Source organism: Paucilactobacillus wasatchensis (assembly GCF_000876205.1).
Lineage (GTDB): Bacteria > Bacillota > Bacilli > Lactobacillales > Lactobacillaceae > Paucilactobacillus > Paucilactobacillus wasatchensis.
In genome coordinates, this window is record NZ_AWTT01000024.1 from 19,234 (window position 1) to 29,282 (window position 10,049).

Below are 10,049 nucleotides of genomic sequence, written 5' to 3' on the forward strand. Positions count from 1 at the left end.
AATCCTCCATTTTTTTACTTATCCTGTTTGCGAAAACGGCTTTCAACTGCTCGTGCATGTGCTTCCAATCCTTCTGTCCGAGCTAATGTAGTAATTGCTTTTTCCTCTTTGGCGAGTGCATCTGTTGAATAAGTAATGAATTGGGTTCGCTTCATAAAATCTGTTACACCGAGAGCTGAGAAGAATCTTGATGTCCCTCCTGTTGGAAAAAAATGTGGTTTGGTCCGGCCACATAATCACCAACCGGTTCTGAAGCAGCAAAGCCAAGAAAGACTGAACCCGCATTTTTGATGTAACTGAGGTACTGTGCTGCGTTATCAAGCTGAACTTCCAAGTGTTCTGGAGCAATGGCGTTCATGACAGTAAAGGCATCCACCAAACTGTCGACGATTGCGATAAATCCTTGGTCATTTACTGATGCGGTCGCAATCTCTTTTCGTGGTAATGTTTCTAATTGACGATCTACTGCATCAGAAACCTGCTTGGCAAATTTTAAATCTGGCGTGACGAGCATTGGCCGGGCCAACTTGTCGTGTTCTGCCTGGGATAACAAATCGGCTGCTACATTTTCAACATCGGCTGAGTCATCAGCAATTACACCAATTTCTGAGGGACCCGCAATCATATCAATACTTACTTGACCAAAAACTTGTTTTTTGGCGGTTGCAACAAAAATATTACCTGGTCCTGTAATCTTATCAACTCGGGGAATCGACTCTGTGCCATAGGCCAGTGCTGCAATTGCCTGAGCACCACCGACTTGATAAATTTCAGTAACACCAGCAATCTTAGCAGCTGCCAAAACTGATTGATTAAGACCATCTTTTTGTGGTGGCGTCACCAGTGCAATTCGTTTAACACCAGCAATCTTAGCTGGCAAAACGTTCATCAGAATGGATGAAGGATAGGCTGCGGTGCCACCCGGTACATAAACACCAACAGCTGCCAGTGGTGTAATCCGCTCGCCTCTCATGACACCAGGTTGCTCTGTATCAACAAAACCACGTTGTTTTTCTTTTTCGTGGTAACTGGTAATATTTCTTTTGGCTAACTCTAGTGCATCTAGCAAATCCTGCGGTGCATTTTGATAGGCTTCTTCCAGTGCCGATTGTGGAACCTTTAATTCGTTTAATTCAACGTCATCAAACTTTTTTTCATATTCTCGGATTGCTTGGTCACCGTTATCACGAACATTTTGAATAATCGCTGTCACTGCTTGTTCCACTTCTGGCGTACCCGCAGCCACTGCACTTCTTTTTGTAACATATGCCACTGTATCAGCTAAACTTTCTTGTAAAATTTTCATCATAAATCCTCCTTGTAGTTTTTGCCCATTATTCATTTGAACCAAAAAAAATCCCCGAAGACTATCAGTATTGATAATCTTCGGGGACGATTTCACTCGTGGTTCCACCTCGATTTGTTGTCACCTTACGATGCCAACCTCACGTTGCTACCAAGCTAGTCGTCATTAAAAAATGAGAACAGTTGGAGCAACCGTGATAACGCTTCGAGATAGCGGGCCAGCTTAGTAAAATAATTTGTTCAGCTAACCGATATAATCCCAGATGTGATTCACTGTTGTTATCCATCATCCTCGCACTATCAGATGACTCGCTGAAAAATAACTAGCAGCTACTATTCTGGTCAAAATCGTTAATGAGTTATTAAGTTGTTGAATACAATACAACTGACGCATTTATTTGTCAACGATAAAATTAAAATTAGATTAGTACCATCCTATTCAAACACCTGTAAATTAACGTTTGTCATGATTAAATATTTTTAATAAACCAACCTATTTCAAATATTCTCGCGCCACGGCCTCATAAGTATCGATAATCTCAAAATACATCTTTTTGGTCACGTATTCGTTGGCCTGGTGTGCCGTATTATTGCCAGGGCCTATGATTGCAATTTGCATATGATCGTTGCCTTGACTCAATTCAGAGGCATCTGTTCCTAACGAAACCGCCAATGGAATGGCTGGTAACGGCTCTGCAATTGTATCTTTCGTTACCTTACGAATTACCTGGACTAATTTACTATTAGCATCGCTCAAAACTGGTAATTTAGAATCGTATTCTAATTTCAAATTAGTTTTTGGATCCTCGTTCAAGCGGTTAATAATTTGTTGCAACTGTTCAATAATCCAATCATTACTAGCTTCTGGAATGGTTCTAATTTTAGCCTGTAGTGTGGCCACATCTGGAATACTATTGACCTGCTGACCACCTTTAATCACAGTTGGAGCATAGATTGTTTTACCTAAAATCGGTGAAGTAGCCGTTAAGCCAGCATAAAACTTCTTTTCTTCCTCGTAATATTTAACAATGCCATCGATGGCATTGATCCCTAAACCAGGCATTGAACTGTGAGCTGCCTTACCATACGACGTCACGGTTGTCATAATCCACCCTTTATGGGCGTAAAACACAAAGTTTTGTTCAGAATCAGTCTGGTCCGTTTTCACCTTTTCAGTCAATTGAGCTAAATCATCCGGATCAATTCGAGCAGCGCCACTGGCAAAATAATCGCTTAATTCGCGTGTTGGAACCACCGTTGGCTCACCGGTAATCAATGCATCAATATCGTTGGCATAGCCCTCCGTCAATAGCTGATGAGAACCTAGTTCACCGACTTCTTCTTCAATCGTCGCCATGAAACGTAGTGTCCCATTGAGCGCTTGGTTGTTCTCGTGCAACTCGATGATTGCAATGACCATGGCAGCCAGTCCAGCCTTCATATCAGATGTGCCCCGACCATAAATTCGGTCATCAGTAATCTTAGCCTTAAACGGATCCGAATCCCATGAAGCTAAATCACCTTCAGCAACCACATCTTGATGCCCACTAAATGCTAAGACAGGCCCTTGGCCATTCCCAATTTGTACCACTAAGTTGTCCCGATTTTCGGCATACTTTACCTTCTGGGATTTGATCCCATGATCAGAAAACAACTTGATTAAATAATTGGCAACCTGGGTTTCATCCCCACCAACAGTCCGAAATCCAATCAGATCACTTAAAATACCAATTTTTTCTTGTTGGTCCATTTTATTGATCCCTCCTAGCTAGCTTGCCATCGTTAACTGCTTGCAACATTGCAGTTGCGGCAGTGAGGTGAAATTTAGCGCCGTAAATTAACCCACGATCATCGCAGACAAAGTCAGAATGATGTAAGTCGGCTGGACCGTTAGAACCCAAGAAACCATAAAAACCAGGGACAACTTCCTCATATTCCGCAAAATCATCATCGGCGTTTGACATTGTTGCTGGCACGATTTTGACGGTGTCTTGCAATGCTTGTTTTAATAGTTCAGTAACCTGTTCATCATTATCGACCGAACCGGGTCCCTTATCCCAGCCAATTACCGCTTTTTGATTGTATGCTTGTGTAATCTGGTCGACCAATTCATAGAAGCGCTTTTTAGCTAAATCTCGATCGTCACTGGAATATGCTCGAATAGTACCCTTGAATGAAGCGCTATCGGGGATAACATTGTAGGTATGCCCGGCTGACACAGCTCCCACAGTTAAGACCAACGAATCGCTCGGCGAAATATTACGGCTGCGAATAGTCTGCAATGCAGTAATTAATTGTGCCAGCGTCACAATTGGATCGGTACTCTTTTCGGGGATCGCTGCATGTGAGCCAACACCCTTAATCTCAACGTCAAAGTTATCGTTTGACGCCATCAGCTTGCCACTCTTTAACCCCAATGTGCCAACAGGTAAATTGGGCATATTATGAAATCCAGCAATGGCGGAAATGTTTTCAAGTGCACCATTTTTAATCATTTCTTTGGCACCTGTATGCCGCTCTTCACCTGGCTCAAACAGTAACCGAATGGTACCGTTAAATGATGCCTCTTGATCCTTTAATAATAATGCTGCGCCAAGTAATGATGCTGTATGAAAATCATGGCCACAGGCGTGCATCACACCAGCAGTTTCAGAAGTATAGTCAACGCCAGAAGTTTCATCCAATGGCAAAGCATCAATATCGGCCCGCAAGGCAACGTACGGTCCACTGCCAGTGCCAATTTCGGCCAGCACGCCTGTTTTCCCTGCATAATCGAGCACCTTAATATTATTATCAGTTAAAATGCGCTTAATCGTTCTTGTTGTGTCAAATTCATGGTCGGCCAATTCCGGATGCCGATGTAAATCGTGCCTAATTTTGGTCATCCAATTAGCAAGTGATTCGTCTGATAAATCCAAGTTCCCCATCTCCTAGTAATGTTTAAAGCAATTTCAAAAAGATTGACGCAATGACAACAGAAGCAACTGAAACGGTCGCAAAACCACCAACCAGCATTTTAGGTAGCATGTTATCTAATAAATACTTTTGCTCACCCTCATCAGCACCCATGATACCGGCAACTTCGTGAGTCACAATGTAATCAGCTGGGAAACCAAATAGTGCAGTCAGAGCACTAGCAAACGCCATTTCTCGACTGAATCCGAGCGGCTTAGCCAAAAGTGCTGAAGCAAGAAGCATTCCAAATACACCTAGAATAATCATTGTGACGATTGGTACTAAAATACCAACTAACATACTTGGTTTAACAATGTTCAAATTAGAGAAGATATAGGCCAATAGTCCATACATTAACCAGTGGAACACACCGGCTTTTTGCAAAATAGCATCTTCCAACCAACCAAGTTGATGGGCAATAACACCAAATATCAAACAAATAATATATTGGTTAACAACACCGTGCATCAATGCAGCAACCCATTCAGCTAAGAAGGTTAAGATCGCTACTTTAAAAATCATGTATGCAGAAGTCTTATAGCTGCTTGGCATTGAGAACTTTTTACTTTGTTTTTCCTTAGCTGCCTCAAGTTTAGCGGTGGCCTCGGCGGCCTTTGGATCATAGTTCTTCAATAGACGCTTACTTTCACGTTTCAACATGTACGAAGTCAACGGATAGCCCAACATACTGTGAACAACGAACATGGCTACCGGAAAAGCGACCAGGGTTGTGATATGTTGTGCTTTCAAGCCGGCTGTCATTAAGAACGCCGCAACTAACCCACCAGTCAGCGGTGGCACGCTGGCAACAACAGTATGCCAATCAAATAGCAGTAATCCAATTCCCATGGCAAAGATGACAGTACCAATGACCCCGGTTAAAGCGATCACCACCGCTTTCCACTGGGCCAGCAGTTCCTTCAAATTCATTAAAGTACCCATGTGAATCAGAAGAACAGCTTGTGTGATACCAATAAATTGTGTCCCAAATGAAGCGGTAGAAACGAAATTTTTGGGAACAATCGTCCAAAATCCAACTAGAAATAAAACGGCGGTGACAAAGACGGATGGAATATAGGCCTTACTTTTGGTCGAAACCCACTCACCAATCATCATAAAGCCCATTACAATTGCTAAAGATAATACGTATTTCACTCTAATCACTCCTTCTATTAAAAACGGCTCATCTAGCTCTAATTGAATTTTAATGAAACGTTAGTAAATATATTAGCAGTCTGTCACTCACTTGACCACAATTTTTTTAATTTCGTTCATTACTTAAGCCCAAAGCCACTAAAACTTTAATTTCTGAAGTTGATGAGTTGTTGAGAACACCAATTTTACTAAATTAATTTAGATCAAAAAGAATAAAGAATTTATAAGAATCATATTTTTGGAATCAAAAAATGAGCTTTTTAAGTTGGATTACCAACCTAAAAAGCTCATTATATAACTACGAGTTGCCCCATAATACTATGAAACTAAACTATTTAAGATCTAGTTTTTCAACAATTTGCTCAAAAACCTTATCCTGGTTAACACCGGTTAACAATGGAACACCACTGATAACATGATCTCTAATGTTTTCAGGAACGATCGTAGTGCTGACAAATGCATCATAGTCATCGACATGGTTAACTTGTTCAGCAATGTTACCCTTCATCATTTTCACTTGGCTTGCTAGCCCTTTATCTTCTAGGTAACTCTTAATCTTACCTTCTGCAAGAGTTGAAGTAGCAATTCCACTTCCACAAACGATCATTAAAGTTTTCATTATTCAAGATCCTTTCTATGCGGCTTCCTTAGCCTCTGCTGACTGTTTCTTCTTTGTATCATGGAACTTGTTGAACCAAATCATCAATCCTAATGTTACTATACCAATTAATCCAATACCACCCCAAGAGATAAGCTTACCTAATCCAACAATTACCCAAGTTGTCCAAACACCACCATCACTCAGAACTGAGATTGATGAGTTACCTTGGAGGTTAAACTTAGCAGCTTTAGCAGCACCTGTAACTAATGGTGCAACCCATGAAGCAATGTAAAGACTGATAATAATGTTAATTAAACCTGTAACGATCGTTCGGAAAATATCACCACGACATACGGCAGCAATTACTGCGATCATGTACACAATTGTAGCTAAATCACCAAAAGGTAAAACGCTGTTTCCTGGTAAAATAACAGCAACAAATAGTGTCAATGGTACCAAAATCAATGAAGATGAAAGCACAGTTGAATCACCAGTTGCTAAAGCGCTATCCATCCCGATGTAAAGATCACGTCCAGGAAAACGAGATGAAACGAACTTATTAGCCCCTTCAGAAATTGGTGCTAAACCTTCCATCAATAAACCAACCATTCGTGGCATCAAAACTAGGACAGCAGCAGTGCTAACACCTAGTTGTAGTGTCTTAGTAACTGAATATTGTGCCAAAATACCAATAATGATACCAATCAACAGACCCATTACTGATGAATCACCAAAGATTCCCATCCGTTTTTGAATCGTTTCTGGTGTCAACTTAATCTTGTTAATTCCAGGGATCCGGTCCAGTATCCAGTTAACTGGTAAAGCTAACAAATATCCAGGAGCAGAAGCACCTTGAGGGAACGAAACGCCTTCAAGTCCATACTGCTTTTGCACAATCGGTGCAGCCATATCAGCAAGCAGATAAATAATCATGACATGTACAACCATTGTGAACAGACCTAGAGCAAAGTCATTCGTCACAACATAGATTAATGAACCTGTAAAGGCAATATGCCAGTAGTTCCAAACATCGACATCCAACGTCTTTGTCAGGCCTAATAGTAATAATACAACATTACAGATAACACCAACTGGAATTGCTAGACTACCTAACACAGTTCCATAAGCAATGGCCGAAGCAGCAGGCCAGCCAATATCAATTGTTCCTAGGTGCAAACCAAAGTTTTTAACCATGGCTTGTGAAGCAGGTCCTAAGTTTTTTGTTAAGACACCAATAACTAAGTTCAAACCAATAAAACCAATACCAATTGTTAATCCAGCCTTAAAAGCCTTGCTGGGTTTAATTCCTAAAATTAAAGCGAAAATAAATAGCAAAATCGGTAGCATAACGCTGGCACCAAGGTTAACAAACCATTGTAGCCCATTTGCAATTGCATCCATTTTTGTAAAACCTCCTATTGTTCAATCCCAATTTCTTTCATTAAAGTAACAAAATCATCCTTTGATGTAATTTTCTCCAATTTGTCAATTGCCTCTTTGTTTTGAAACAATCCCATCAGTTTTTGTAACATTGTTAGTTGATCATCAGATTTTTTCAATGCCAACATAAAAATGATACTTACTGAAATTTCAGCATTATCACCCATTTGATTAAATGTCACTGGATTCTTTAACCGCATAAACCCTATTTGTGGTGTGATCACTTTATCAGCGTCTGTATGTGGAATAGCAACCCCAATTGTTTCAGTCTGTAATCCAGTTGGAAAATTAGACTCTCGCTGTAATACCGCATCCTTGAATTGCTCTGTCACAACTCCTGCTTGACGAAGGTGATTGGCTAATTTTGTTTCAGCGTCAGTTTTGTCTTTCACATCCACGTCGAACAAAATAACTTCCTTATCAAAAAACATTAACGTATTTCCTCCTTTTCCAAAAATTCCCTGATCTCTCCTGCCGCTAGTGCAACATCTTTGATGCGTGCTAAAACTGATTCATCAGCCAGTTTAGCAATAAATCGATCACTGAATAAGTCGACCTCACCGACCATTAACGCAATCACAATTGTGATTTGCTCACCACTATGCCAAATAATTGGGTGATCCAATCTAAAAATAATGGCTGTGTTGCTTGTTATATAGGATGCCTTAACATGTGGCAAAGCAACTCCTGCGTCAATGATGGTATTACCCATTTTTTCGCGGCTGAGAAAATCCTCAGTCAGATGACTTGATGATGTCACTCGCTTCTTAGTCCGCATCTGGGTGGTAATCCATTTAAACAGTGACTCTGGTGAATCAAAATCTAGGTGGTCATATACATAAATTTGTTCAGGAATGATTAATCATCTCCTCAACTCGTTTACGATCAGCTTTAGAAAAAATGGCACTAGATAAAACCACTCTGGCATGATTTTTTGGAGCAACATCAACAGTTGTGATAATTAAATCAATGTCCGTATACTTACGATCGTCATTTTCATAATCCGCTTTTGAAATAACATCTCTAATCTGCAGATCCGGAAAAGCTTTGTGCACCTTAACATATAGCAGCTTAGAGGTTCCAATCCCACTCGCACACATTATCAATGCCTTTGTATTGCGTGGTAAATTCTCAAAATAATTGGCAAAGTAAAGTGTGATAAAACCGATCTCATCGTCAGAAACTGGTGTTCCCCAATGAAATTTAGCCTCAATCTCACGTGAAGTCCGTCGTACTTTGTCAAACAGATCACCGTACTCAACTTTGATATCCTTTAACAATTTATTAAAGACTACGATATGATGATCCAGCCGATTCAGCATTGGCTTAATATGACTGATTAAATCATTACGTAATACTTTAACTTGTTCCTCCTCAGGGTTGGGTTGAATCGCCTTTATATAGTACTCAACGATCTCAGCCACCTGATCCGGCACCTTACCCTCAAACGTTAAATCATGAACATAGCGCATTGAAATTAAATACTGCAATAAATAGTATTTTTCAATATCGGGCAACTGATAATGCAGATAATCACTAATGTTTTTAATAACATCACTAGCGATTTTAAAAAAATTAACATTATTATTAATAGTTGCTTGCTGTTCATCATTCGGACAGTCAAGATCACTATTTTCTTGTACTCGACCCGTCCTAAAACGCCTGATTAAAATGTAAAGATGCGAAAAAATATTGATATTGTATGGATATGGAATAGTCGTTCCAAGAGAGCGCTGAATCCACGACAACTGGGTAATCAAAAAATGACGATCATAAACATTGATGTCTTCAAACTGATCAGCGAATTCGCTGACGTTTTCTTGACTCATTGCTCCACTGTCAATCAAGATTTCATTAATGGCTTGACGGATGGACTCTTCGTTACCTGTTGCCGAAACCATGTCATCACGGGTCACTAACTTAATCCCAAATTGCTGCAGTACCTTACTGATTTCCACTAAATCTTGATGAATCAAATCTGAGCTAACGTAGTATGGCTGATACATTCTACGCAAAGATTTTGCGAGAGGAACACTGAATAAAATATTTGAGATAATCTGATTGCGACGTTCAACTGGTGAATAACTCATCAGTTGGTTTTGGTTAGAGTGACTGGTCATTTTGGAATACAATTCATAATTAAGCTTATAACCAAGCCCTCGCTGGGATTCAATTACAGTTGTCCCAAAATGATTGTTGCTTTCTTCAACTGCGCGATAAATAGTTTTTTTTGAAACACCAATTGCTTTAGCCAGCTCTGCCGCAGTTAATTGAGTTTCACTATTGTTTAAAGCCCTTACAATCAGATCAAAATATTTATTCACACCGACCCCTCCTTAACCTATTGTATTACTTAGAATTAAATTATTAGTTAAATAAGTGTCCGTTGCAACGGACATTTTGCTATGGCCATATGATACTACAATTATTGTCCGTTATGTTGTTAATTGACTGGATAGAAAAAAACTTCTGAAATTACACATTGCCGCAAATTTTATGCGACAGATTTCAGAAGTTTTCTACCTATTTTAGTTTTGAGGCTGCAATTTTTTTACCAAATTCAGTTTGATCAAAGTGATCAATTATTTGTGGA

8 protein-coding genes and 1 pseudogene are annotated in these 10,049 nt (G+C 39.9%); all 9 read right to left on the bottom strand.

Going from position 1 to position 10,049, the window contains the following annotated elements; translation table 11 throughout:
* Window positions 1-14 precede the first annotated feature (14 nt).
* The 9 genes and pseudogenes from hisD to WDC_RS05445 all read right to left on the bottom strand — a co-directional run bounded on the left by hisD (window position 15) and on the right by WDC_RS05445 (window position 9,780).
* A pseudogene (gene hisD, locus WDC_RS05405) lies at window positions 15-1,306 on the bottom strand (histidinol dehydrogenase).
* A gap of 492 nt (window positions 1,307-1,798) precedes the next feature.
* Window positions 1,799-3,055, bottom strand: coding sequence for a M20/M25/M40 family metallo-hydrolase (locus WDC_RS05410; RefSeq protein WP_044010858.1), 1,257 nt, complete (start codon window positions 3,053-3,055; stop codon window positions 1,799-1,801).
* Window position 3,056: 1 nt separating this feature from the next.
* Window positions 3,057-4,223 carry an amidohydrolase gene (locus WDC_RS05415; protein ID WP_225349621.1) on the bottom strand — a complete coding sequence of 389 codons (1,167 nt, stop codon included), beginning with the start codon at window positions 4,221-4,223 and terminating at the stop codon, window positions 3,057-3,059.
* A 22-nt stretch (window positions 4,224-4,245) separates the two neighbouring features.
* Window positions 4,246-5,415 carry a hypothetical protein gene (locus WDC_RS05420; RefSeq protein WP_156127008.1) on the bottom strand — a complete coding sequence of 390 codons (1,170 nt, stop codon included), beginning with the start codon at window positions 5,413-5,415 and terminating at the stop codon, window positions 4,246-4,248.
* Window positions 5,416-5,746: 331 nt separating this feature from the next.
* On the bottom strand, window positions 5,747-6,034 hold the full coding sequence (locus WDC_RS05425; protein WP_044010861.1) for a PTS sugar transporter subunit IIB: 288 nt from the start codon (window positions 6,032-6,034) through the stop codon (window positions 5,747-5,749).
* Between the two features lie 15 nt (window positions 6,035-6,049).
* Window positions 6,050-7,417: a PTS galactitol transporter subunit IIC gene (locus WDC_RS05430; protein WP_044010863.1), complete on the bottom strand. Its 1,368-nt coding sequence runs from the start codon at window positions 7,415-7,417 to the stop codon at window positions 6,050-6,052.
* Window positions 7,418-7,431: 14 nt separating this feature from the next.
* The gene (locus WDC_RS05435) at window positions 7,432-7,887 is read right to left on the bottom strand and encodes a PTS sugar transporter subunit IIA (protein ID WP_044010865.1); all 456 of its coding nucleotides are present in this window, start codon (window positions 7,885-7,887) and stop codon (window positions 7,432-7,434) included.
* Window positions 7,887-8,315 (bottom strand): PTS sugar transporter subunit IIA, encoded by a 429-nt coding sequence (locus WDC_RS05440; RefSeq protein WP_082040930.1) that lies wholly within the window; start codon window positions 8,313-8,315, stop codon window positions 7,887-7,889. The genes WDC_RS05435 and WDC_RS05440 overlap by 1 nt, the downstream gene beginning before the upstream one ends.
* On the bottom strand, window positions 8,305-9,780 hold the full coding sequence (locus WDC_RS05445; RefSeq protein WP_044010868.1) for a BglG family transcription antiterminator: 1,476 nt from the start codon (window positions 9,778-9,780) through the stop codon (window positions 8,305-8,307). Before WDC_RS05445 ends, WDC_RS05440 begins: the two co-directional genes overlap by 11 nt.
* Between the last annotated feature and the right edge of the window lie 269 nt (window positions 9,781-10,049).

Coding starts and splice junctions, on each gene's coding strand:
- WDC_RS05410 (WP_044010858.1), bottom strand. CDS start 3,055: ATGGACCAACAAGAAAAAATTGGTATTTTAAGTGATCTGATTGGATTT.
- WDC_RS05425 (WP_044010861.1), bottom strand. CDS start 6,034: ATGAAAACTTTAATGATCGTTTGTGGAAGTGGAATTGCTACTTCAACT.
- WDC_RS05430 (WP_044010863.1), bottom strand. CDS start 7,417: ATGGATGCAATTGCAAATGGGCTACAATGGTTTGTTAACCTTGGTGCC.
- WDC_RS05435 (WP_044010865.1), bottom strand. CDS start 7,887: ATGTTTTTTGATAAGGAAGTTATTTTGTTCGACGTGGATGTGAAAGAC.